This window comes from Lysobacter sp. CA199 (assembly GCF_052078715.1).
In the GTDB taxonomy this organism is placed as follows: domain Bacteria; phylum Pseudomonadota; class Gammaproteobacteria; order Xanthomonadales; family Xanthomonadaceae; genus Lysobacter.
Window position 1 is genome coordinate 192,246 of the sequence record NZ_JBQJIL010000002.1, and the last position, 24,162, is coordinate 216,407.

Genomic DNA, 24,162 nt, shown 5'->3' on the forward strand with positions numbered 1-24,162 from the left:
ATTCGCGCAGACGCGCTGCGCGGCCTTATCCCGCGGCGGCGGGATGATTCCCGTGCGGCTGTCGCGCTTGAAGCGCGAACACCAGGATCGCGGCGAAGCATACGGCCGGGACCGCCATCGACCAGTGGATTCCGGCGTAGTCCGACACCGCGCCCATCGCGGCGGTAAGCACCGCGCCGCCGATGATCGCCATCACGATCAGCGACGAACCGAGCTTGCGTTCGTCGTCCTGCAAGCCTTCCAGGCCGAGCACGAAGATCGTCGGGAACATCACCGACATGAACACGCTGCAGGCGACCAAGGCGTACACGCCGATGGACCCAGGCAAGGCGATCGCGGCGACGGTCAGCCCCAGATTGATCGCGCAGAACATCGCCAGCAACTTCGCCGGCGCGAAACTGCGCAACAGCGCGGCGCCGATGAAGCGGCCGACCATGAACAACACGAGCGAGGCTGTGAGATAAGTGGCCGCGGCCTTTTCGGCGGTTCCTGGCACGCCATCCTGCACGTAGCGGATCAGATAACTCCAGATGCCGACTTGCGCGCCGACATAGAAGAACTGAGCGATCACGGCGCCGACGAAACGGCGATTCCCGCGCAACGCGCGCAGCGTCTGCGAACTGCTGGCGGCCCGCGAGGGCGAGGCGAACCCATCGGCGCCGGCCTTGGGGAAGCGGGTGCATGCGACCACGGCCGCATACAACAACACCAGACTGCCGATGATGAGGTAGGGCGTCTGCACCGCGGCCGATTCGACCGTATAGAACGCGGCCCGCGCTTGCGGCGTCATCGCCGCGAGTTGTTCGGCGCTGTGCTCGACCCCGGAGAAAATGAAGTGCTGGCCGACCAGCACGCCGGCGATGGAGCCCAGCGGATTGAACGCCTGCGCCAGGTTCAGGCGTCGCGCCGCGGTTTGCGGCGGGCCGAGCACGGTCACCAGCGGATTGGCGGCGGTTTCCAGGAACGCCAGACCGCTGGCGATCACGAACAGCGCCAGCAGGAAAATTCCGTAGGTATGCGTCTGCGCCGCCGGGTAGAACAGGAACGCGCCGGCGGCGAACAGCAGCAGGCCGAGCACGATGCCGGCCTTGTAGCTGTAGCGGCGCATGAACAATCCAGCAGGCAGGGCCAGCAGGAAGTACCCGAAGTAGAACGCGCTCTGGACCAGCCCGGCCTGGAAGTCCGATAGTTCGAAGGCTTTCTTGAACTGTTTTATCAGGATGTCGTTGAGGTTGTTGGCGGCGCCCCAGAGAAAGAACAAGCTCACGATCAGGACCAGCGCCCCCATCGCCGTGCGTGATGGGGCAGCCGTTACGGCGACCTGCGGTTCACTGCTGTAATGCATGGCTTCACCCCTCCCAAGGTTCTACCCGCTGGCGGCGGGGCGAGCCCCGTAAACCGAGCTTACTGCCGCCGCTTGATCATTGCAAATATGAAATTTAAATTCATTGGTAAACTTTCCGGGGTGCAGGAAAACACCGCAAGTTCGCTGTATGCTTTTGAAAAACAAGGGATATGACCGTGAAGAAAGAGGTCGCTAAGTACCGCGCCCCGGCCTTGGACAAGGGATTGGACATCCTGGAGTTGCTCGCCCAGGCGGCGGGACCCAAATCCATGGGCGATATCTCCGAGGGCGTCGGCCGTTCCCGCAACGAGATATTCCGCATGCTGCAGGTGCTGGAGGAACGCGGCTACCTCGCCAAGGCGCCGGGCGACGCCGGCTATGTGCTGACCAACCGGCTTTTCATGCTCGGCATGCAACAGCCGCAGGTGCAGAACGTCACCGAGATCGCGTTGCCGATCATGCGGCGGCTCGCCGATCAGGTCGGCCAGCCGTGCCATCTGGTCGCGCCTTCGGAAGATCAGATCGTGGTGATCGCTCAGATCGACGCGCCGAGCGATTTGGGCATGGCGGTGCGCCCAGGGCACCGTCGGCCGATCGTGCATTCGACCTCCGGCCTGGTGCTGTACGCGTTCCAGCACGAACCGGTGCAGGCGCAGTGGCTGCAGATGCTCGGCGACAGCGACGTCGAATACGACCAGGCCAAATTCGTGCAGCAGGCCAAGCGGATCCGCCAGCAAGGCTATGCGCTGCTGAAAAGTGAAGCGGTGGTCGGCGTCACCGACCTGACTGCTCCGGTGCTGCAGAACGACCATGCGATCTACACGCTGTCGATGCCGTACATCCAGCGCGTGCCGGAAAAGATCGGCATCGAGCAAGCGCTGGCTGCGGTATGCGCGGCGGCGAAGGAGATCTCGCATGCGCTTATGTACGATCCGCCGCGGCGCTGAGCTATTTTGATGCGAACGCATCCGCACGGCGTTGGCGAATGCGGTGGGTGCGCAGATCAGTACGCCGCGTAGGAGTTATTAATTTACGGAAAGGAGGTCGTGATGAACGTTCGGTCATTGCTGCTGATGGGTATCTGCTTGATGGCTGTAACGGATGTGGCGCGCGCGGAGGGCGGCTGTCCGCACGGTCAAACGCCCAAGCTATACGGGGATGTTTGGGGTTGTGCGCCGGGAGGTAACGATGCGCCGACGCAAGGGCAGCCAGTCGCGCCGCCGACGCCAACAGGGTATTGGGAAACCACGTGGGGGGCATTTGCCGCCAATGGACTAAAAGGCATTCTTGGAACGGTAGTAGGCAAGACCAGTAAGGGTGAAGCCGAACGTGGTGCCATGGACCAATGCCGTGCCAATGGCGGGGGTGATGGGTGCAAGGTAAGCCTGGCTTATTTCAATCAATGCGCTGCGCTCGTGACTGGCAATAGAGAGTTCTTGGTGCAAGGCGCAGAAACGGAGCAACTGGCCTCCAGTCTAGGTATGCAGAAGTGCAATATCTCCGATGAAAATTGCAGGGTGCATCACTCCGAATGCACGAAGCCGATCTTTCATCCCTACTGATTCGAGCTTTCAGGGAATCTCGCTGAACACAGAAGGCTCAACGGCTCAGCTGATCTGATACACCCTTTGCAGTAATCGACGCATAGGCCTTCGGATGACACCAGATCACGGCCCCGCAGAGGTTGAAGTGGTTGTAAGCTTTTTGTCTCTGTGCGGTGCCGGCGCATCTGCTGGCGAAGGGGTGCTCGGTACGTTCCCGCGCCCAGGCGATGCGTTCGAGTTGTCCATGTCCGAAAAGATCAGCCACGGCTCGCCGGGCGCACGACGCAAGGTGAGAGTGAACTTTCCTGCGTCGCCGGGCTTATTGTCGTAGCCATACGCACCAATGATGTAGCCGATCGTGTCTTTGCTGGCGAAAGAGAGCGCACGTAGCCGCAGGGCTGCGCCTGCTTGCTTCTGGTAATTCGCCCGGATGGCCGCTCGTCCGCGGATTGGCGGACTATTGGTTGGCAGCACGAATCCATCCTCTGCGAACAGTGAAGCAAGGGCCGCCGCATCGCCCACGCGCCATGCGCGCTCATAGTCGCGAAGCACTCGATCCAGTTCAGGGGGCAATGCGACATCGGCAGGCGCTACGGACACGGTCGGCTTCGCGATGTCCTGTTTAGGATCTGTTCCGGCCATCTGCATGAGGCCGAGGGCGAAGGCAGCGAAGATGGAATGGCTCATATGTCTCAATTCCTTTGAGGTGGGGGCAGGGCGCGCGCCCTTGGTCCGAAGTCGCGGCTCTTACGATTCCGATCGTTCACGCGGATGTGGAACCATGCAATGACACTACATCTCCAAGTCCTCGACCTCCAGTTTCTCGATGCCGACAACCACGCAGGCACGGCGCCCGGCGAGGTCTGAAAAGGTCTGCCCGGTGCTCGAACCGGAGCTCGGCGAGGCCGGCTTGCTGGTGTGCATGTCCTCCCGCTGATGGTGGCGACGCCCGAGGGCGTGAGGGCCCACCACCAAGGCGAAGCCCTGCAGGCCTCCATGTCGATAGGTGACGATGGAGCTGTCTGCGCGGCCGCCCGACTCTGGAGCCAATCGAGCCATACGCCGCGCGCCCTGGGTCGGGGCCGCAGGTCCTGGAAACTGCGGCATCCATTCCAATGCAGGGAGCCCAAAGGGTGACCCGATTGGCAAACGGCCGCCCTTGCTGCGCCGCCACATGCTTTAGGGCCCGGCTTCTGGTGATACTTAGATCGATCCAATAGCGTTCTTATACGGATCGAGGCGGCGAAAACCCCACACGTCTACGCCTTGTTTAGATCGATCTAAGTCAGCTTCGCTCAATCAAGACACCAGTCACAGGGGCTACTCCGGGGGTACTCAATGAAAGTCCACGCTCGTAATACGTTGGCAGCAGCGCTGTGCGCGGCGCTCTATGTGCCGCTCTGCGCGCACGCTCAATCCCAGAACACTCAGCAAGCTCCGGCAAGCGCCGATGCGTCCGATCGGGCCAAGGATCTCGACAAGGTCGTAGTCACCGGCTTTCGCTATTCGATCGAAAAAAGCCTGGACCAAAAGCGCAACGCGAACGCGGTGGTCGAAGTCGTCACGGCCGAAGACGCCAGCAAGTTCCCCGACAAGAACGTGGCCGATGCGCTGCAGCGCGTGCCGGGCGTGGTGATTACCCGCAGCGGTGGCGAAGGCAAGAGCGTGAGCGTCCGCGGTCTGGCTCCGGACCTCACGCTGACCCAGTTGAACGGCAACTATGTCGCCTCGTCGGAAAGCAACGACGAGGCCACGCGCTCGTTCAACTACACCTTGCTGCCGGCGAACATGCTCTCCAGCGCGGAACTGTTCAAGACGCCGGAAGCGCGCCTCGACGAAGGCGGCATCGGCGGCACGGTGATCCTGCATACCCGACGTCCGCTGGATCAGGAATCCAATACCGGTTTCGTGACGCTCGAAGGCACTTACTCCGATACCAGCAAGACCACCGATCCGCAGTTGGCGGCCATGTACTCCTGGCACAGCGAGGACAGCCGCTTCGGTTTCCTGATCGGCGCGACCCAGCAGGAGCGCACCAACCGCAGCATGGAAGTCAGCACCGAGGATTGGAACTGGTACACCGATAAGGTCAATGGTGTCGCGAGGAATCCCGTCGTCGATGCCAATGGCCGCCCGCTCGATCCGAGCGTCGGCAACTGGTGGGGCCAAGGCTCCGGCATCAACGACCAGAAAGGGAATAACTACTCGGGCTTCTTCATGCCGACCTCGGTCAATTTCGGCGTGCGCGAGGAAGAGCGCGAACGCAAGGGCTTGCAGCTGACCTATCAATTCAAGCCGACCGACAAGCTGACGCTGACGGCCAACTACTTCCGTTTCGAGCTCAAGAGCGACTACACGCTCAATCTTCTCAAGATTCCCGAGTGGAATCTGGCGCGCTTCAAACAGGACCGCAACTGGGCGGGCGGCAGGCTGCTCAACGGATTCACCCTGGATCGCAGCGGTACGGTCGTCACCGCCGCGGAGTACGAAAAACTCGCTGGCAAGGTCTACCCCTGCAACGATGCCCAGGCCGCGGCGCAGGGCCTGCCTACCGGCGGTTGGGGCTCGGACGACTGCACCGTGCCGACGCCGCAACTGAGCGGCGCCTACAGCCGCGAAAAAGCGCTGTCGCAGACGGGCGATATCGAGATCGAATGGCAGGCCACCGATCTGCTGCGCATCTCGGCCAAGGGTGGGCGGACCTGGTCCGAGGGCGGACCTTCGATGAATTTCCGCATGTCGGCCAAGCCGCGGCGCAACGTCAATGGCGTATGGGAAGCCGGCAATACCTACAGCGCTTGGAATTTGAGCGGTACGCCATCGATCACGGTCGCGCCGAATATGCAGAACCAGTTGATGGCCGGCATCGCCGAGATAGACACCGGTTCCACCGACTCGTCGTGGAAGGAAACCAGCATCAAGCAGAACCATTTCCAGATCGATGCCACCAAGACGTTCTTGAGCGGCTGGCTCGAATCGGTACAGTTCGGCGCGAAGTTCAGCGACAGTTCGGTCCATCGCAACACCGGCAACACTTACTGGGTCTGTCAGGGAGCCGACCCGGGCGACTACGACAAGAGATATCAGGCCGGTTGCGATTCGACCGCGGGAATCGCTCAGCCGGGCTTCTTTTTGTCCAATCCGATCGGCGACATCACTGGTGGCTTTAGTGCCAATGTTTTCCCTGGGATCGACTTCCCGGCTTACATCGACTATCTCAACGGTCGCTATGGTGCGATGCAAAGCCGCCGGGAACCGGACTTCATCTACGACGTCGATGAAAAAACCACGGGTGGTTACTTCCAGGCCAATTTCCGCACCCAGCGCCTGCGCGGCAACTTCGGCGTGCGCGTGGTCAAAACCAAGCAGAGCGCGGCATCGACCGACTCGGTCGAGCGCTTCACGGATTACTTCGCCGATAACACCGGCGGCAATCCAATGTCATGCACCGACCCCGCCGCCGCCGCGCTGTTGGGATCCAATGGCGGGTATACCTGCGAAAGCGGCTTCGTGAGATTGCCCGAGCGACTGGCCAGGTCCAAGACCTTCGCGCTCAGTACGCTGGACAAGAGTTACACCGACTACCTGCCCAGCTTCAATATCGCCTGGGATCTGACCGAAAACATCGTGCTGCGCGGGGCGGCTTCCAAGGTCATCGCGCGATCGGCCTTCACCGACATCGCCTATCCGGGTGCTCTCAATTTCTACAGCCCGGAATACAGCAACGACCGGTCAGCCGCCGGCGGCGGTGATCTGGGCTGGAGAGGCAACGGCAGCAACAAGGCCCTGGACCCCTACGAGGCGACGCAGTTCGACATCGGTGTGGAGTGGTATTTCCGTCCAGGCTCGGTCTTGGGTCTGGGCTTGTTCCGCAAGAACGTCAAGAACTTCGTCGTGCCTGTGGTCCAGGACTCTCAGGTGACCATCGGCGGGGAAACGGTGACCGTGCAGGACTACAGCACCTCCGCCAATGGTCGCGACGGTGTCTCGCAGGGCGTCGAACTGTACACGCAGCACACCTTCGATTTCGGTCTGGGCTTCCAGGCCAACTACACCTACAACGACACCAACCTGGCCGCCGTCGAGCTCAACGGCGAGAGGATCGCCAGTTCGCCCCTGGTGGGCAGCGCCAAGAACCAGGCCAACTTCACGGTGTTCTACGAGACTCCGAAGTTCCTCGTGCGTGCATCGTACAACCGTCGTGGTGAAGTGGTGCAGGGCCTGCACAGCGGTCTGAGCATCTACACCGAGCCGTACGCCCAGCTCGATCTCAATGCGTCCTACAACCTCAGCGACCGATTCACCGTGAGCGGGTCGGTACTGAACGTGACCAAGGAGGAGCAGCGGGCGCATCTGGGCAATGACACCAATGCGCGCTTATGGACCAACAACTACTCCGGTCGGATCATGTATTTGGGCTTGACGTACAAATTCTGATCGTTGCATTACGGGCCTGCGGTGACCGCAGGCCCGTAGTCCGCCAATACGTCGCGGATTCGCGGTCGCGGCTTGCGCCGCTCCTACAGATAGCACAACGTAGCCGGATCGCCCCCTGTAGGAGCGGCGCAAGCCGCGACCGCGCCGTGACCGATCGCGTCGTAGAACCGCGAGCCGCGCGTCTTTACTTCGCAGCATCAGAAAAAACGACGACGTAGCTGCGGATTCGTGGTCTCAGTGCGCACCCTTCGTATCAGCCCAGCCCAGATCCGGCTCAGGGTGATAGCGGACACCCAGCGCATCCAACTGCGGGCGCAACGCTCTCATGCGCTGTACGAACCCGGCATAGCTGCGCTGCCCGGCAGGGCTCCATGCAAGTTCGGCGACCGCCGCCAGGCGCGGCCAGAGGTGATCGTCCGTTGCAGCATCGGAGTGCACGAACTCCGTCCATAGCGCGGCTTCGATACCCACCGCGCTCTTGAACGGCGCCGGATCGAAGCCATAGACCCGCTTCAGCGGCAGGCCTTCCGCGCGGCACCAGTCGGCGCCGGGCTGGCCCTTGTAGTTGCCGTGGTCGATGTACAGATACGAACACGGCGACAGGATCAGTGGATGCCCCTTGGCAACCGCCGCTTCGATGGCGTAGCCGTCATTCCACAATTGCAGCAGCACGTTGGGTTTGATGTCGGCCACCGATCCCTCCTCCCAGAGGATCGCGGTACGCCCCATCGCATCCACCATCGCCGCAGTGCGTGCGACGAAATCGGCGTACAGCGGGTGCTTGATCTCATCGCCGCCGATATGGATCTGCGCAGAAGGGAAGATCGCCACCACTTCTTCCAGCACATTGCGCACGAAGGGATACACGACCTCGGGCTTTTCCAGGCAGAACACGCTGAAGCCCACTTCCACGCCCGAGTAGGGACGCAGGTTCTTCGTGTCATCGCAGGCCAGTTCGTTGTACGAAGCCAGCGCCGCCTGCACGTGCCCAGGCATGTCGATCTCCGGCACGATGGTGACGCCGCGCGCCTGCGCATAGGCCACCAGATCCTTCAGCTGCGCCTGGGTGTAATAGCCGGCGCGCCCGTCCTTCACCGCGCTGGCGCCGCCGATCTCCACCAATTTCGGATAACGCTTGATCTCGATGCGCCAGCCCTGGTCGTCGGTCAGGTGCAGGTGCAGGCGGTTCAATTTGAACAGCGCCATGCGATCGATGTGTTGCTTCAGGTATTCGATCGACAGAAAACTCCTGGCCACATCCACGGAACTACCGCGCCAGCGATACGCCGGCACATCGTCGATCGCGATGCGGGGCAGGCGATACTCGGGTTGCGTTTGGGCCCGCGCCGGCAACAACTGGCGCAGGCTCTGCACCGCATGCAACAAGCCGGTGTCGGTACGCGCACTCAGATGGATCGCATCGTCCACCACCAACCGATAGCCTTCCTCGCCCAGTGCCGGGTCATCGACCAACTGCAGCCGGATCGGTACTGCCGCCGCGCCCTTGCTGCCGATGTTGAGCTTTGTCAGCAATTCCTCCAGCGATCTTCCAGCGTTGGCCGCGGCAGCCGGCCGCTCCACCACTGCGGCAGATATCCGCAACTCGCCGGACGCTACTTGCACCGATTGGGGAATGGGCACGATATGCACCGGTGACGGCTTAGCTTCCGCGACCGCCGCAGGGCGGTGGTCGCATCCGACACCAGCAGCGGCAATCAGACAGATCAGCAGGACTTCGAGCTTGAAGGGCATTTTCATTTCGGCACGACCCCATACGCAGTTCAGCCCCCACTGTCTCACAAGAGGAGTGGGGCTTCATGCGCTGCAATGACAGCATCAATAGTCGAAGCGCACACGCAGGCCGGTCGTGCGCGGGTCGTTCCAGTAGCCGCGGATGAAACCGCCGCCGTCGTCGGCCCAGTTCTTGGTCATCTTGTCGGTGGCGTTGAGCACATACAGCTCGGCGCGCCAGAACGACGGCGACTTCAGGCTCAGGCTGGCATCGACCGTCGTATAAGCCTCCTGCGCGTCGGAGACATGCGCGTTGTCGAGATTGCGCAGGGTGAAGTACATCTTGTCCTGCCACTTCACGTTGATCCACGGCACCAGTTCATAACCATTGCCGAACTTGAAGGTGTGCGACACGTTGACGCCGGCAGTGAATTTCGGCGTCATCGGCAGATGGTGGCCGGTGATGTCGTAGATCTGGCGGCCGGCCAGCGTCGGATCGGGGCCGGTGTAGGGCGCCGGGCAAGGCGGTGCGCCGAACTCTTCGCGCACGCCGCAGTTCCATTCGTCGCTGAAGCTGGGGTAGTCCTTGATCTTGCTGTTGATGTACGAGAAGAAGCCGCCGATACGGGTATTAGGCGTGGCCAGGTAGTCCACTTCCACTTCCAGGCCTGGGATGTCCACCGTGCCGACGTTGACGGTCTGCCACTTCTTGATCACGTCGCAGGTCGGGTCGAAATCCGGGCAGGGTTCGTTGACGTGCACCTTGGCGGCGAAGAAGTCGCCGGTCACTTGCATGTCCTTGTAGCGGCTGTAGAAGGCGGTGACCGACAAGCTCAGGCGCTTGTCCAGCAACAGGCCCTTGTAGCCGACTTCGAAGTTGGTGACGGTTTCCGGCTTGTACGAGAAGAAGGTGTACTGCGGGCCGGCCGGGCCGTCCACGCAGACTTTGCCGCCGCATTTATCGTCCTTGTCGCCGAAGCCGCCGGCCTTGTAGCCGGTGGACAGCGAGGTGAACAGGATTTCGTCGTCGGACAGGTCCTTGGTCAGGCCCAAGCGCCAAGTGACCTTGCGCCAGGATTCGGAATTGGCGTTCTCCGCCGGCGGTCCCCACAGCTTGTAGGCATCGATACCGCCGAACGGTCCCATCCGTTCGGTCAGGTCGCGGCCGTTGTGGGGTCGGAAACCCGGCTCACCCGGCGTGCCGGGGTTGTACAGGCCGTTGTAGTAAGCCGTCGATTCGGTATCCCAACCGCCGTACACCTGGCCGCCGCGGTCGGTCTTTTCGTCGCGGCTGTAGCGCGCGCCCGCCGTCAGGGTCCAGGTAGGCGCGAAGCGCCAGTCCGCTTGAGTGAAGATCGCCTTGGCGTCGATCTGACGATCGGGCTGGTGATACAGCTGGCTGATCGGGTAGCCGAACGGCGCGTTGACCAGCAGTTCCTGCGCATAGTTGATCTGGTTCTTCTCGTGCATCCAGAACAGGCCCGACACCAGCTTCAGGCGTTCGCCCTGATGCTTGAACTGCAATTCGTGCACGAACGACTTGTACTTCGAGTCCAGGGTGATCGAGGTGTTGTCGCGCACCGGCCAGACACCCCAGTCGCCCTCGTGCGGTACCGGCAAGGTGGCGGTGACCTGCGACGGGATCTCGTGGTAGCCGCCGTCGTCGTCGGCGATCTGCGAGCGCTTCTGGGTGGCGAAGGCCACGCTGTATTCGAGGCTGTTGGTGTCGCTGAGAAACCAGTTGAGGTTGGAGCGCACCGTGTCGATCGACATGTCGGTCTTGCCGGGCACGTTGATCTTCACGTCCCATTTGCCGCCTTGGCAGGCGAAGCGGGTGCCGGCGGCTTGGTCGCAGTCTTTCAACCCCACCTGGCCGGCGCCGTTGTTCTGGAATTTCTCGTAGGCCAGCAGCCACTCGACGTTGTCGGTGAAGGCGAAGCGGGCGGCGAGGCGGACCGCCCATTCGTCGCGGTTGTAGTAGTACTTGTCGCGGCCGACCTTGACGTTGCGGCGCTGGTCCACGTCCGGGATGCCATCGGCGATGAACCCGCGTTCTGGAATATTGACGTCGGTGAAATCCTGCTGCTGGTTGATCCAGCCATCGCGCTCGACCTTGGTGGCGGAGAAGCGCAGGGCGAAGCGATCGTTCACCGCGATGTTCTGGATCAGGTTGAGCTGGCGCAGGTTATAGCTGCCCACATCGAGCTCGGCGCTGCCGAAGCTGGAATCGAAGCGCGGCTTGGCCGGAATGATGTTGATGCTGCCGCCGGTGGAGTTGCGGCCGAACAGCGTGCCCTGCGGGCCGCGCAACACTTCGACCTGGTCGACGTCGAACATCAGCGCCAGCGCACCTTGCGGACGCGGCGAGTACAGGCCGGCCACGTGCAGGCCCACGGCCGGGTCGCCGATCTCGGTGAAATTGTTGGCGCCGATGCCGCGGATGCTGACCTGCACGCCCGAATCCGGACCGGCGGCGATCTGCAGATTGGGCATGCTGCCCGACAGGCCGCGTACGTCGCGGATGCCTTCCCGGGTCAGCGCTTCCTGGGTGACGGCGGTGACGGTCACCGGCGTCTTGAGCAGGTCCGATTCGATGCGGGTGGCGGAAACGTGCACGGTCTCCAGGGTAGTGCGGGCTTCGCCAGCGTTGGCCTGCCCAACGTTGACCGGTTTGGCCTCCTCGGTCGTACTGGACTGGGCCATGACCGGAGCGGTTGCGCAGCCGATCAAGACCGCGGCCACCGCGACGGCGATGCCGGTCGGTCGAACATCGCTGGGATGCTTTTTCATCATGGGCTCCTGGTTGTGCGGCGACTCGGGCCGGCGGGCCCGCGCGGTGGCTGGTGCGTTTCGATCAGGGCGAGGCGGGCGTGTTTTTCGCGGTGTACACGGTCTGATTGCGTACCAGTGGCCTGGCCCAGGCACTGACGCTGAGGATGTAGAGCAGAGGGATGAAGACCAGCGACAGGCCCACGCGCAGGCCCCAGTGATCGGCGATGAAGCCGATCAGCAGCGGCACGATGGCGCCGCCGAGAATGCCGCTGCACAGGATTCCCGAGAACGCGCCGTGGTGTTGGGTGACCGAGTTCAACCCCAGCGAGAAGATCACCGAGAACATCACCGACAAGAAAAAACCCGCGGCGGGAAAGGCCACTAGAGAAATGTCTGCAGAGCCGAAAAGCGCCAGACCGAGGCAGGCGATCGCCAGCGTCGAAAAGATCGCCAGCACCCGCTTGGAGTCCAGCAGTTTCAGCAAGCCCAACCCGGCCAGGCAGCCCAGCGACATCAAGCCCCAGAAACGGCTGACGGCAATGGCGCCCTGTTCGGTGGCCGACATGCCGTGGTAGCTGTGCAGGAACTGCGACATCCAGTTGGCGAGGGATTGTTCGGTGCCCACATAAGCGACGATGGCCAGGAAGAACAGGCGCACATCGCGGCGTCGCAGCAGGCTGCGGTAGGCCTCGCGGTTGCCCGCGCGCTCGTCTTCCTTCAGTTCCACCGCCGGCAACGGCAGCTTGTAATTGAGCAGGGCCAGCAGCACGAAGGCGGCGCTGAAGTACCAGTAGAACGTCAGCCAAGCCAGCGGCTGTCCGTCCACGTCCGGGCGCTGCATGTAGAGCCGGAACGCTAGCGGGCTGAGGAAGGAGGCCAGGCCGAACACCAACTGCGCCATGACCGAGAAGAAGGCGAAGTGCTGCTCGCCGCCGGCCGTGCGCATCAGCGGGTTGATCACCACCTGCAGCAGAGCCATCCCCAGGCCGATGACGAACAGGCCGGCCACGACCGAGACGTAGCCCGGCATCACGGCGATCGCCAGCGCGCCGATGAAATTCAACGCAAAGGCGGTGAACAGAGTGAAGCGAGTGCCGCGGACTTCGATCAACAAGCCGCCAGGGATCGAGATCAAGCCGTAAGCCAGGAAGAAGGAGAACGGCATGAAGCCGGCCATGGTCAGGCTCAGCTTGAAATCCTGGATGGCGATGGGCATCAGCGGCCCGATCAGGTTGGTGATGAAGGAGATCGCGAACCAGATCAGGAGGATGTAGCTGATGATCATCGGCCGGTGCTTCATGGTCGCGCCTCCGGGTCAGGATTGCGGCTGCAGACAATGGGAGAGTTCGCCGGCGGCGATGCTCTTGCGCGGGAAGCGGGGCAGGATCGCGCTGGCGGTGCGGCAGCCGGCCGCGAGCGCGTCGCGCAGGCTGGCCTGGTTGAGGCGTGCCGCCAGATAGCCGGTGTTGAAGCTGTCGCCGGCGCCCACGGTGTCGAAAATTTCCGAGACCGCCTGCGTGGCGTAGCGAGTGCTCTGACCATTGACGTGACCCAACGCGCCCGCGGCGCCCAGCTTGACGATCAGATGGGCGCCGGGCTTGAGCAGGTGGGCGACGCGTTGCGCGGCAAGCTCCAGGTCCTGGCGGCTGTCGTCCTGGCTGTCGTCCTGGCTGTTGGCAATGCTCATCGCCTCCAACTCGTTGACCAGCAGATGGTCGCAATGCGCCAGCCAGCCTTCGACTTCCTGGTGTACCTGCGGCGTCCAACCTTCCGGCGGCCAGCCGGTATCCAGCGCGACTTCATAGCCTTTGCGCGACGCCTCGGCCAGCAACTGGCTGAAGTGTTCGCGCAGGCCCGGCAGCAGGAAGGGGGCGGTGAACAGGGCGACGCTGCCGGGCGATGCCGGCGGCAGGTGTTTCAGCACGAAGGCCGGCGTCAGATGCTGCAGATGCCCGTAGCTGGTGAAGAAGGTGCGCTCGCCATCGGCATGCAGCAGCCCGACCGACAGGGTGGTGTCGCTGGCGCAGGTCTGCAGTTCGACGCGAATACCGGCCAGCTGCAGCAGCAGCCACTGCGCCAGGTCGTCGTTACCGATGGCGCCGATCAGATGCGGGCTCAGGCCGAGGTGGCGGGCGGCGAGGGCGGAGTTGGCGGCCGAACCGCCGGCCCGCAGCTCGCTGCGCGGCAGCAACTGTTCGGTGCCGATCTTCGGCCAACCGTCCAGCGTGCCCAGAACCAGGTCCACGCTGACGTCGCCGATGATGCAGAACTGAGGCGGGTTGAATTGAGGCCGGTTTAGTGGGGACTGATCTTGCTTCATCGGGCGACTATAGCCAGCCCGATTCAACTCCGTCAATAAAAATATCCAATGGAAGTTTAATTAAATGCGACGACCGCCGGCGGCCGGGCGGTGGCCGAGCAGCTCCGCCGTCTGGAGTTCGGCGAGGTCATCTTTCTGCAGGCCTTCCAGACGCGGCGAGAGCAGCTCATGGATCGGCAGCACCGCGGCGCCCAACAGCGAGCAGTCCTCCTCGCGCTGGGAAATCATCACCCGCGGCAATTCCGGGGCAGGGCGGCCGCGGACCGAGCGGTGCAAGGGCTGGGCCAGTTCGACCAGGCGCTGCACCAGTTTCTGCGGCGCCGATCCGCCGATGACGATGGTCTGCGGGTCGAGCATGTTCTCGATCATGCAGATGGCATCGCGCAGTCGCTGGGAGGCTTGCTGGCACCACTGCTGCAAAGCTTGATCACCGGCGTCGTCCAACCGGTTGAGCAGGTCCGGGGCATGGATCTGTGCGTCGTCCAGGCCCAGCGCCTCGGCCAGCGAGTGCAGCGACAAGTAACGTTCCAGGCACCCCTGGTTACCGCAATAACAGGGCGTGCCACCTGGGACGACCGGCACGTGGCCGATCTCGGTGGCGTTGCCGTCGGCGCCGCGGTAGTTGTTGCGCCCGACGATCAACGAGCCGCCCAGGCCCATGCTCAGGTGCAGGTAGAAGAAGTTGTCCAGGTGCCTGGCGACCCCGTACAAGGTCTCGCCCAGTGCGCCCGCCACGCTGTCGACGCTGTGGAACAGGGGCAGGCCGGTGGCTTCCTGCAACTGGTCGAGGATCGACAGGTCCTTCCAGCCCTCCAGCGCGGTCGGGCCGACAAAACTCAGTTCGGTGTCGCCGAGCGGGCCGGGCAGGGCCACGCCGATGCCCCACAGCCGGGCATTGGCCTGCCGGCGCAGGTTGGCCACCAATTCCAGCAGGCCGGCCAGCAGTTGCGGGCGATCGCAGCCCTGCAACTGCACCTCATAGCGAGCATCGATCCGGCCCACCAGGTTGACCAGCGCGCCCGAGGCGCGGCCTGGTTCCAGGCTGATGCCGATGGACTGGCCGGCATCGGGATTGATCTCGAAAGCGATAGGCGGCTGACCGCGGGTTTTCAGATCCTTTTGCCGGCGCGAGACGATCAGGCCGATCGATTCCAGTTCATTGGTGATGTTGGCGACCGTCTGCGGGCTGAGCGAGACCTTTTCCTGGATGTCCTTGCGCGACACCGCGCCCTGCTGGCGGATGAAATCCAGCACGAGGCGACGGTTGTAGGGGGCGCTGGATTGCTGGGTGGCGCCGCGGCCACTATTCATAGGCGTTGAAACCGGTTGAGCGTAGGGGAGGTGTCGCGAGTATTATTAATACATCCATGTGAAGTATTTATTGACGACAGACGACTACATGGCTAAGTTTCGATGCCTAGTCTATCCGGAACCGTGCCGATGACCCCCTTGTCGCATTCCCGCAAGATCGGAATTCAAGCGATGGCCGCGCTGGCGATGGCCTTGTCCAGCCTGCTGCAAGTGGCCTGCGCTGCTTCGGCCGAAGAGTCGAAGACCACGGTATCGCTGAGCCTGCCCAAAGCGTCGCTGCTGGTACAGGTCAACCAGGTGGCGCTGGAACGGCAGGGACCGAAGCTGGCCATCGTCGAATATGCAGGCGAGGGCGGGGAGGGCCGCTACACCGTGCTGCGCGATGGCAAGCCGATCAAGAAAGGCGTTCTGCAGCCGCTGCAGCCGTTTGCCGAGTGGAGCCCGGGCAAGCGCTATTTCAGCGTCGACTTCTCCGATGCCGAGCAAGTCGGCAAGTACGAAGTGGAAGTGCGCATCGGCAAGCAGCGTGCGGTATCGACTTCAGTGTCGGTGCGCGACAACGCAGTCTTCGCCACGACCGGCGCGCAACTGCTGGGCTACTTCAAACGCAGTCGCCATACCGACGAGGCCGACCGCGACCTGCCCATCTTCCAGACCTCGCGCCGAGTGAACGCCTGGGGCGGCTGGCAGGATGCCGGCGGCGACAAGGGCAAATACCTGTCGCACCTGGGCTACGCCAACTATTTCAATCCGCAGCAGGCCTCGATGGCGGCCTGGGTGCTGGCCTATGGCGCGCATGCGCGCAAGGCCCTGTTCGCCGCCCACGGCCTGCAGACGCAGATCGAAGACGAGGCGTTCTGGGGCGCGGACTATCTGCATCGCACACTCGATGCGGAAGGCTACTTCTACACCACGGTGTTCGACCAGTGGGGTACGCCGGGAGCCAAGCGCATGGTCACCGGCTATGAAGGCGCGGCCGGAACGTATACGACGCTATACCGCTCGGCATTTCGCGCCGGCGGCGGCATGGCCATCGCGGCGCTTGCGCGTGCATCGATGTTGGCCAAGCAAACCGGCCGCCACGGCGAATTCGACGGCGCCCAATATCTGGCCGACGCGGAACGCGCCTACGCGCACTTGCGCAAGTTCAACCCGCAGTACGGCGCCGATCGCAAAGAAAACATCATCGACGATTACACCGCGCTGATGGCGCTGGTGGAACTGCACAACGCCACCGGCCAATCGCGCTATCTCGACGATGCGCGCGAGCGCGCCGCCGGCCTGATGGCACGGCAGCAAGCCGACGGCGCTTTCATCAGCGACGGCGGTAGCCGTCCGTACTACCACGCCGCCGAGGCGGGCTTGCCGGTGATCAGCCTCTCGGCCTATGTCGATATCGAACCGGAGCAGGGACGTCGTCAGCGTGCGTTGGATGTCATCGGCTTGGCGCTCACACACGAGTTGACCATCACCAACGAGGTTTCCAACCCGTATGGCTACGCCCGTCAACGCTTCCAGCTGACGAAGGACGGCAAAGCCGCAGGCGAGGTGCTGGAAGGCTTCTTCATTCCGCATCGCAATGAAACCGGCTACTGGTGGCAGGGCGAAAGCGCCCGCCTGGCTTCGCTCAGCGCGGCCATGATCATCGGTAGCCGCACGCTGGCAGAGCAGGGCACGGCCGGCTATGGTCTGCCCGCCGACCGAGCCGGTTATGCGCAGAGCCAGCTCGACTGGACGCTGGGCCGCAACCCTTACGGCATCTCCATGCTCTACGGCTTTGGAAAGAAGAACCCGCCGACCGTGCTGGAGAGCGCCGGTGAAATGTTCACGGGCGGCATTTCCAACGGCATCACCGGTGCGGTGGGCAGCGACACGGGCGCAGGAATCAGCTTCGCGCCCGGTCCGGATTCGGAACAGTGGCGCTGGGTGGAGCAGTGGATTCCTCACACTACCTGGATGCTGTTTGCGGTCATGACGATGACGACCGACGAAGCTCGTTGAGCTGCCTGCGGCAGTCATTCGCGTTCGGTCCGGCGATATCAGGTCACGGCCGCGAAAACGCCGGCTTTGCCACGGCCCGGTGAGATCCTGGCGGTTGTAGACCACGCGCTCATGCAAGGCGGCGGCGCAGTTGTTCGGACACGGCTTGCGTGGGAGCGCTTTAACGCGCAGATGAGCGCACAGCTTCGCTGTATCTTATGGAGCAAGCGCAAGGCTACCCGGTTCCCGCCATCGCCAGGAGACGTAATCAATGACGCTGAAATTCATCAATCCCAGTGATTTGCCGCCTCAGCAAACCTACACTCAGGTCGTCGTTGCGACGGGAAGCAAATTGGTATTTGTCTCGGGCCAGGAGCCCGAAGACATCAACGGCAATCTGGTTGGCCCTGGTGATCTTGCGGCTCAGGCGCGCCAGGTGTATGCCAATCTCGGCCGTGCACTTGCCGCTGCCGGCGCCGGACCCAAGCAGGTCGCAAGAATCACAATCTACGTCGTCAATTACAACCGCGACGAATGCCTGCCAATTATCGAAGAAGCCCGGAAAACGCTGTTCGGAGATCACAAGCCAGCAGACGTGGTGCTCGGCGTAGCGTCGCTGTCCCCAGGCTACCTGATCGAGGTTGATGCGATCGCGGTCATTGATTGACCGCGCCACAGAGAGCTGCCCACGGACGAGTTAGCTTACGCGCAGGGCGCGGATCAGGACGGAAAGCGCCGCCGATTGATGGCGACGGTCCGGGTAGTAGATGAAGAAGCCGGGAAAGGAGGGCGACCAATCTTCCAGCACCCTGATGAGTTTGCCTTGGTCGATGTAGTCCGCTACCTGATCTTCATAGGCCAGCGCGATGCCCAGACCGGCCAACGCGCCCTGGATGGCGAGGTTCGTGTCATCGACGACGAGCGGCCCGGTCACGGTGGTTGTCACGGGGGCGCCACTCTTCTCGAATTCCCATCGATACGCGCCGCCTGGAAGGCGAAGCCCGATGCAGTTGTGCGCGCTCAGATCGCGCGGGTTCAGTGGCCGGCTGCGCGCCGCGAAATACTCAGGTGAAGCGACGGCGGCCAGTCGCAATTCCTGGGTCACGCGTGCGGCGACCATGTCCTTCTGAATGAATTCTTCGAGTTGAATGCCGGCGTCGAACCCGCCCCCGACCAGATCCACCGGGCCCGTGCAGGTGGATACATCCAGCACCACCTCGGGATAGGCCGCGGTGAACGCCGGCAGTTTGGGCAACAGCACCAACGCAGCGGCGGATTTCGAGACGGCAAGACGAAGCCGGCCCACCGGCCGATCTCGCGCGGTGCGAACCTCGTTGAGCGCGCGATCGATCTGCTCGAGCGCCGGCGAGAGACTCTTCAAGAGCGCGGCGCCCGCGGTGGTCGGCGCGACGCTCTTGGTCGTCCGGGCGAGGAGCTGCAGTTCCAGCCGACGCTCCAGGCCGCGGATCGTGTGGCTCAGCGCGGACTGCGTGACTCCAAGCCGCGCCGCGGCCCGGGTAAAGCTTCGCTCGGTGGCGACGACGGCGAACGCCGCGAGGTCGTTCAGTTCGCTCTTCATGAAATAAGCTCACGAGTCCTATGCAGATATGTGCACTTTACTCATATATGAGCGCAATCTAGCATGCTCCATACGGCGACCGGGAGAGAACGCCTCAGTGCGGAAGAACGGACCTGCCGTCCGCGCTTTCGCAGCAATCTCCGACACCAGGCAGCGGAATAAATCCATGCAAGACGCCGAACATGCTTTGCGAGCCTTGGCTCAAGTCTATTTCGATGCCGCGTACGACATGGACGCGGAGCGGTTCCAGACGATATTTCACCCCCTCAGCGCCGTAACCAGAATCGGCGATGACGGCGAGGTCGGTGTGATGCCGATCGAGACCTGGCTGGCCGGCGTGCGCAATGCGACCGCGCCGCGAAAGCTCGAACTGGAGCGCAAGGACGAGGTCGTCGTGATCGATGTTTCGGACAATCTCGCCCTGGTAAAGCTGAGGCTTCAGATGCCGCCGCGTTACTTCACCGACCTGCTGTCATGCCTGAAGGTGCACGGCGCCTGGAAGATTGTTCAGAAGGTGATGTCGGTCGACGTCCGCCAATGAGCACCAGGATGCGAGTCCCCTGCGGCGACGCGGCAAGCCTTGGAGCCGCGCAGCAGATTGCTGGCCATGGCGGCATCAGCACCGCCGGCAAGTCTCAGCCCGCACCGTAGCTGCCCGGTTGTGTCCTGCTTTCAACGGACAGTACGTTGTGGCCGGAGGCAGGAATTTCGGTGCGGACAGGGGAATGAAGTCATGAGTACCTTGAAGGACTACCGAGACGCCTATTCCGGTTTTTCGCAGAGACTCAGCGAGAACGTCCGACAACTCGCCTTCGCGGGCATCGCGTTCATTTGAGTCTTTAAGGCTGAGATTGCTGGCGTGGAAAGCGTACCGCTAGAGTTACATATGCCCGCGTTGCTATTTGCGTTTACCAGAAGCTCCACTCAGTTTCTTGAGGCAAAGCGCGCTTCGCTGTGTTCGCGCCATGCCAAACGGCTCAAGCGCTCTGGCGTCATCCTGGTGCCAGTCGGCGAGGCGCGGAGGTGCGACGCGGTGCGAGGTCAATGCTCGGTCGCGACGGCGGATAGGGCCGCTTGCATCGGCGCGAGCTTGAGACAGGTTTCGCGATACTCCGACTCCGGATCGGAATCGGCGACGATGCCGCAGCCCGCGAACAGGTAGCAGGTCGCGCCGTCGATCAGGGCCGAACGCAAGGCCACTACGAAGTCGCCGGTACCGTTGCCATCGAGCCAACCGACCGGAGCGGCGTACCAGCCACGATCGAAGCCTTCATGGTCGCGGATGTGACGCATCGCCTCGTCGCGATCCAGCCCGGCTACCGCCGGCGTGGGATGCAGCGCCTGGATTGCATCCAATACACCGACGCCATCGCGCAGGAGCGCCCGAAACGGCGTGCTCAGATGCTGGATATTGGCGAGTCGGTGCAAGCCGGGCTTGGGCGGCATGTCGAGGCTTTGCGTACGCGGCGCCAGCACAGCGCGGATTGCGTCGACCACCAGGGCGTGCTCGTGACGATCCTTGGCGCTGTCCAACAACGCTTCGCCCAGCGCGTGATCTTCCTGCTCGGTCTCGCCACGGCGAATCGAACCAGCCAGTGCGTGGGTATGCAACAGGCCGCATTCAACGCGCGCCAGACGTTCGGGCGTGGCGCCGAGGAAGCAGCAATCGCCGTGCGATACGGCGAATACGTGCGCGTTGCGGCGTGCCCCGCTCAGTCGCCGCAGTACCCGTGCCGGGTCCAGCGTCCGCGCATAGGACTGTCGCACCTGTCGGGCCAATACCACTTTGAACAACCTGCGACGCTCGATTTCGCCGAGTGCGCGTTGTACTTCGTCGCACCAGTGCAGATGCGAAGTCTCCTCCACATCGATCAGCTCGGAGATCGATTCCTCCGTCGGCGTCGGCCGCGCCAATTCATCGGCCCAGGCAAGGTATTGCTCGGCGAGCGCACTCGGGTCGTCATCGGCTTCGGTCAGATGCTGACACAGCAAATATTGGCCGGAGCCATCGTCGCTGAGCAGCAGCCGCGGCACCACCATGCGCGCGGCTGGGAAACAACGCCATTGTGATTCGGAGCGACGTTGCGGATCGAAGCCGAAACCGCCGAACAAACGCGGCGGCTGATCGCCATGGACCACGGCCTGAGTCTGAAGGGCGCGCCAGGCGCGGTCGATGTCGGCGAATCGCCGCTCATCGTCGCAACGCAGCTCCAGGCACGCGTCCCAACCGAACATCTTGAGCGTGGGTTGCTGGGATTCCCAATAGAAACACGAGGTGCGCGCATCGCGCCAAGCACGGAACAATTCCAACGGTTGTGGGACCTGCACCGGCCAGCTGACCGCGGCGAGCACGGCACTGCCGCAGATGTGCGCGCGTCGCCGCGCTTCGGCGAAGGTCGAGTACAGCGCTTCATGAGCCGGTTCGGTTTCTACCACCGCGTTCATGTCAGCTCCCTCTGGCTGCGCCAGTAGACGATCTGCTGCTGGATGTACCAGTGGATGATCTGATGGTAGAGATCGTGTACGAACTGGCCGTCGAGGTTGACGCTTTCGGCCCAGCTCCGCCGTTGCGGCAGCATGGCCGCGACCCGGTCGGGCGCGGGGATCGAGGCCTCGTCGGGCTTGAACGCTGAGGCGGCTTCGACATAGCGCATGCGCAGGCCGAGGGCCTGGATGATGTCCTGGTCGATGCGGTCGATGGCGATACGGATATCGTTCAAGTCGCGGCAGTCCCGCGGGGGCAGGATTGGAATGGCGGTCATGGAGGTCACCGTGTGAGCAGACTCGGCAGCAGCCGCCGCACCAGGGCGGCGGGCTGTTGTTGTAGGTAGAAGTGGCCGCCGTCGAACTCGTGCACGACCAAGCGGTCGCCGCTCAACGTCTGCCAGGAGAGCGCTTCGTCGCGGCTGAACTCGCTGTCGTCCAGCGGCAGCAGCACTTCGATCGGCGCTTGCAGCGGCGGCGGTTCGACCCGCCGATAGGTTTCGATGATTCGATAATCGGCGCGCAGCATCGGCAGGAACATCGCCCGCACTTCCGGTTCGTCGAGCAAGGTCGCGCCGCCGCCGGCGAGGCGGCGCACGTCCTCGATCAAGGCTTCGTCGTCCTGGCGGTACAAGTCGCTGCCGCGTTGTTGATGCGGCGGCGGATGCGCCGATACGAACACCCGGCGCAGAGGATGGCCGTCGCGTTCCAGACGCAATGCCACCTCGTAGGCCAGACTCGCGCCGAGGCTGTGGCCGAACAAGAACAGCGGCCGGTCGGCGTAATCGCGCAGCGCGTGCGCAGTGCCTTCGGCGAGAGTCTGCATGTCGCTTACGCAAGCCTCGCCGAAACGATCTTCGCGGCCGGGGTATTGCACCGCGAGCAGATCGACATCGGCCGGCAAGGGCTCGCGCCAGCCGCGGAAGAAACTGGCGCTGCCGCCGGCATGCGGCATGCATACCAGCCGCGCGCGCGGGGCCGGGCTGTGGCGCAGTTCGCGAATCCATGCGGAGCGGCGGAACAACGGCGCACTCATGGCTGTGCCGCTCCCAACGGTGCAGCCCCCAGCAGTTGTTCGGCCAGTGCTTTGCGATTGACCTTGCCCAGCCGGGTAGTGGGAAACTGCTGCATCACTTGCAGGCGGTCGGGCAACTTGAATGCGGCCAGACCGAGCCGATTGAGAAACGTCTTCAACTCCGGCAGCGTCGGCGCGTCGCCGCGCGCCAGCACGCAGGCGCAGGTGCGTTCGCCGAGGGTCTCATCGGGCACGCCGACGATCGCCACGTCGAGCACCGCCGGATGCCCCAGCAGCAGGTTCTCGACTTCCTCGACCGGAACTTTTTCGCCGCCGCGGTTGATCACGTCCTTGTTGCGGCCTTCCACCGCGAGATAACCGCCCGGCAGGCGTCGGACCAGATCGCCGCTGCGGTAATAGCCGTCGCCGGTGAAGGCGCGACGGTTGTATTCCTGTGCGCAGTAGTAGCCGCGCAAGGTGTACGGGCCGCGCACTTGCAATTCGCCGATCTCGCCTTCGGCGACTTCGCGTTCGTGCTCATCGACGATCCGCACCTCGTCGTCGTCGGCCAAGGGGCGGCCCTGGGTGTGCAGAACGCGTTCGACGCCGTCGTCCTGGCGCGTGTAGCACAGCAGGCCTTCGGCCATGCCGTAGACCTGTTGCAATCGGCAACCCAACTGCGGCCGGATGCGCGCGGCGCTTTCGTCCTTGAGCCGGGCGCCACCGACCTGCAGCCACTGCAGACTGCTCAGATCGGCGTCGTTCCACTCGCGCGCTTCCAGCCATAGCAGCGCCAGCGGCGGAATCAGCGCCGTGATGGTGATGCGTTCGCGTTCGATCATCTCAAGCGTATGGTCCGGATCGGGATTGGCGCAAAAGACTGCCGTGCCTCCGGCATGCAGCGTGCCGAGCAGGCCCGGGCAGGCCAGCGGAAAGTTGTGCGCCACCGGCAACACAATCAGATAGCGGCTGTCGGCGTTGAGTCCGGCGATTTCGGCGCTGGCGCGGGCGTTGTAGTGGTAATCGTCGTGCGTGCGCGGGATCAACTTGGGCAGACCCGTGGTGCCTCCCGACAGCAGCAGCACCGCGACTTCGTCCGCGGCAGGCGCGGGCAGTTCGATCGGTCCCGCGTCCAGCGTGTCGAGAGCGACGAATTCCTCTGCCTCGCCGACCACGAGCACGTGCTGCAGCGCTGGTGCGCGCGGTCGCAGTGCGCGCGCCAGTTCGCGATAATCGTAGCCGTGGTGGTTGTCGGCGATGACGTAAACGCTGGCCTGCGATAACTCGGCCAGATGCCCGATTTCGATTTCGCGATGGGCCGGCAGGGCCAACACCGGTATCGCGCCGATCCGCTGCAAAGCAAAAAATAGCGAGGCGAATTCGGCGATGTTGGGCAATTGCACCAGCACCCGCTCGCCGGCGCGCAGGCCGAGCCGATGCAGGCCGGCGGCGAGGCGATCGGCGCGGCTATCGAGTTCGCCGTAGGTCCAGCGCCGCTCGCCATCGATCACCGCGATCCGTTGCGGATTGCGTTCGGCCTGCGCACGCAACAGCTCACCGAGCGTGCGGCCTTGCCAATAACCGCGTTCGCGATAGCGCTGGGCCAGATCCTCGGGCCAGGGCTCACAACCTTTCAACATGATG

19 protein-coding genes are annotated in these 24,162 nt (G+C 63.3%); 6 read left to right on the forward strand and 13 right to left on the reverse strand.

Annotation, left to right across the window (positions count from 1 at the left end):
* Positions 1-25: 25 nt before the first annotated feature.
* Entirely contained in the window at positions 26-1,345 is a 1,320-nt protein-coding gene (gene fucP, locus ACTOWJ_RS03645; RefSeq protein ID WP_441333233.1) for an L-fucose:H+ symporter permease, read from the reverse strand.
* 170 nt (positions 1,346-1,515) lie between these two features.
* On the opposite strand from fucP, the gene ACTOWJ_RS03650 reads away from it, so the two are divergent.
* Both ACTOWJ_RS03650 and ACTOWJ_RS03655 read left to right on the forward strand, forming a co-directional pair.
* On the forward strand, positions 1,516-2,292 hold the full coding sequence (locus ACTOWJ_RS03650) for an IclR family transcriptional regulator (protein ID WP_441333234.1): 777 nt from the start codon (positions 1,516-1,518) through the stop codon (positions 2,290-2,292).
* A gap of 102 nt (positions 2,293-2,394) precedes the next feature.
* A complete protein-coding gene (locus ACTOWJ_RS03655; protein WP_441333235.1) occupies positions 2,395-2,907 on the forward strand; it encodes a DUF4189 domain-containing protein in 513 nt (170 codons plus the stop codon).
* Positions 2,908-3,012: 105 nt separating this feature from the next.
* Here ACTOWJ_RS03655 and ACTOWJ_RS03660 read toward each other — a convergent pair whose 3' ends face one another.
* Together ACTOWJ_RS03660 and ACTOWJ_RS03665 are read right to left on the reverse strand one after the other, a co-directional pair.
* Positions 3,013-3,531 (reverse strand): YybH family protein, encoded by a 519-nt coding sequence (locus ACTOWJ_RS03660; RefSeq protein WP_441333489.1) that lies wholly within the window; start codon positions 3,529-3,531, stop codon positions 3,013-3,015.
* A 150-nt stretch (positions 3,532-3,681) separates the two neighbouring features.
* Positions 3,682-3,813 carry a hypothetical protein gene (locus ACTOWJ_RS03665; RefSeq protein WP_441333236.1) on the reverse strand — a complete coding sequence of 44 codons (132 nt, stop codon included), beginning with the start codon at positions 3,811-3,813 and terminating at the stop codon, positions 3,682-3,684.
* Between the two features lie 414 nt (positions 3,814-4,227).
* On the opposite strand from ACTOWJ_RS03665, the gene ACTOWJ_RS03670 reads away from it, so the two are divergent.
* Complete coding sequence (locus ACTOWJ_RS03670; RefSeq protein WP_441333237.1) at positions 4,228-7,326, forward strand: TonB-dependent receptor; 3,099 nt, start codon at positions 4,228-4,230, stop codon at positions 7,324-7,326.
* Between the two features lie 234 nt (positions 7,327-7,560).
* Here the strand turns inward: ACTOWJ_RS03670 and ACTOWJ_RS03675 are convergent, their stop codons facing one another.
* The 5 genes from ACTOWJ_RS03675 to ACTOWJ_RS03695 form a co-directional block, all read right to left on the reverse strand.
* Positions 7,561-8,967 carry a beta-N-acetylhexosaminidase gene (locus tag ACTOWJ_RS03675; protein ID WP_441333238.1) on the reverse strand — a complete coding sequence of 469 codons (1,407 nt, stop codon included), beginning with the start codon at positions 8,965-8,967 and terminating at the stop codon, positions 7,561-7,563.
* Between the two features lie 195 nt (positions 8,968-9,162).
* Positions 9,163-11,847: a TonB-dependent receptor gene (locus ACTOWJ_RS03680; protein WP_441333239.1), complete on the reverse strand. Its 2,685-nt coding sequence runs from the start codon at positions 11,845-11,847 to the stop codon at positions 9,163-9,165.
* 64 nt (positions 11,848-11,911) lie between these two features.
* The gene (locus ACTOWJ_RS03685) at positions 11,912-13,129 is read right to left on the reverse strand and encodes an MFS transporter (protein WP_441333240.1); all 1,218 of its coding nucleotides are present in this window, start codon (positions 13,127-13,129) and stop codon (positions 11,912-11,914) included.
* A gap of 15 nt (positions 13,130-13,144) precedes the next feature.
* Complete coding sequence (locus ACTOWJ_RS03690; protein WP_441333241.1) at positions 13,145-14,149, reverse strand: carbohydrate kinase family protein; 1,005 nt, start codon at positions 14,147-14,149, stop codon at positions 13,145-13,147.
* Positions 14,150-14,209: 60 nt separating this feature from the next.
* A complete protein-coding gene (locus tag ACTOWJ_RS03695; RefSeq protein ID WP_441333242.1) occupies positions 14,210-15,460 on the reverse strand; it encodes an ROK family transcriptional regulator in 1,251 nt (416 codons plus the stop codon).
* 171 nt (positions 15,461-15,631) lie between these two features.
* On the opposite strand from ACTOWJ_RS03695, the gene ACTOWJ_RS03700 reads away from it, so the two are divergent.
* Both ACTOWJ_RS03700 and ACTOWJ_RS03705 read left to right on the forward strand, forming a co-directional pair.
* The gene (locus ACTOWJ_RS03700; RefSeq protein WP_441333243.1) at positions 15,632-17,461 is read left to right on the forward strand and encodes a glycoside hydrolase family 9 protein; all 1,830 of its coding nucleotides are present in this window, start codon (positions 15,632-15,634) and stop codon (positions 17,459-17,461) included.
* A gap of 250 nt (positions 17,462-17,711) precedes the next feature.
* Positions 17,712-18,107, forward strand: coding sequence for a RidA family protein (locus ACTOWJ_RS03705; protein WP_441333244.1), 396 nt, complete (start codon positions 17,712-17,714; stop codon positions 18,105-18,107).
* Positions 18,108-18,137: 30 nt separating this feature from the next.
* On the opposite strand, the gene ACTOWJ_RS03710 is transcribed toward ACTOWJ_RS03705, so the two are convergent.
* Positions 18,138-19,019 carry a LysR substrate-binding domain-containing protein gene (locus ACTOWJ_RS03710; protein WP_441333245.1) on the reverse strand — a complete coding sequence of 294 codons (882 nt, stop codon included), beginning with the start codon at positions 19,017-19,019 and terminating at the stop codon, positions 18,138-18,140.
* Between the two features lie 166 nt (positions 19,020-19,185).
* Between ACTOWJ_RS03710 and ACTOWJ_RS03715 the strand changes: the two genes are divergently transcribed.
* A complete protein-coding gene (locus ACTOWJ_RS03715; RefSeq protein ID WP_441333246.1) occupies positions 19,186-19,560 on the forward strand; it encodes a nuclear transport factor 2 family protein in 375 nt (124 codons plus the stop codon).
* Between the two features lie 500 nt (positions 19,561-20,060).
* On the opposite strand, the gene ACTOWJ_RS03720 is transcribed toward ACTOWJ_RS03715, so the two are convergent.
* From ACTOWJ_RS03720 to ACTOWJ_RS03735, 4 genes are read right to left on the reverse strand one after another with little or no spacing between them, the layout of a single operon-like run.
* Entirely contained in the window at positions 20,061-21,464 is a 1,404-nt protein-coding gene (locus ACTOWJ_RS03720; protein ID WP_441333247.1) for an isochorismate synthase, read from the reverse strand.
* Positions 21,461-21,781, reverse strand: a complete 321-nt coding sequence (locus tag ACTOWJ_RS03725; RefSeq protein ID WP_441333248.1) for an isochorismate lyase — start codon at positions 21,779-21,781, stop codon at positions 21,461-21,463. The genes ACTOWJ_RS03720 and ACTOWJ_RS03725 overlap by 4 nt, the downstream gene beginning before the upstream one ends.
* A 5-nt stretch (positions 21,782-21,786) precedes the next feature.
* Positions 21,787-22,539 carry a thioesterase II family protein gene (locus ACTOWJ_RS03730; protein WP_441333249.1) on the reverse strand — a complete coding sequence of 251 codons (753 nt, stop codon included), beginning with the start codon at positions 22,537-22,539 and terminating at the stop codon, positions 21,787-21,789.
* Complete coding sequence (locus tag ACTOWJ_RS03735) at positions 22,536-24,158, reverse strand: (2,3-dihydroxybenzoyl)adenylate synthase (protein WP_441333250.1); 1,623 nt, start codon at positions 24,156-24,158, stop codon at positions 22,536-22,538. The genes ACTOWJ_RS03730 and ACTOWJ_RS03735 overlap by 4 nt, the downstream gene beginning before the upstream one ends.
* Between the last annotated feature and the right edge of the window lie 4 nt (positions 24,159-24,162).